The organism is Streptomyces sp. ADMS (assembly GCF_033441795.1).
In the GTDB taxonomy this organism is placed as follows: domain Bacteria; phylum Actinomycetota; class Actinomycetes; order Streptomycetales; family Streptomycetaceae; genus Streptomyces.
In genome coordinates this window covers 1-296 of the sequence record NZ_JAVFVX010000536.1, presented here as the reverse complement: position 1 = coordinate 296, position 296 = coordinate 1, and the positions used below count along the sequence as shown (strand labels likewise).

Sequence of the window (296 nt, the reverse complement as noted above, 5' to 3'; positions counted from 1 at the left end):
CTTAGTGGTCGAGTTCGTAAGTCCTTCGGGGGTTGATCATGTTGCCGGGGCGGCGGAGGATTCTTGTGGGTGATCGGCGGTGTGCCGATCGAGCCTGGCCAGGAGATCGTCCAGGTCGGAGGTGGTGAACCTCCACTGGAACGGCTGTGCCGTGGCGTTGTAGCGGTCTTCGAAGGCTCGGAGCCGATCCCCGACCTGGGCCAGGTCGGTGAAGTCGTTGGGCGAGACGACCTTGCGCTGGACGACGGAGAAGTAGATCTCCACCTGGTTCAACCAGGAGGCGTGGACCGGGGTGT

1 pseudogene is annotated in these 296 nt (G+C 63.2%); it reads right to left on the bottom strand.

From position 1 onward, the window contains the following. Positions 1 to 36 precede the first annotated feature (36 nt). Positions 37 to 296 (bottom strand): annotated as a pseudogene (locus RB628_RS41900) (IS630 family transposase); the annotation flags it as partial.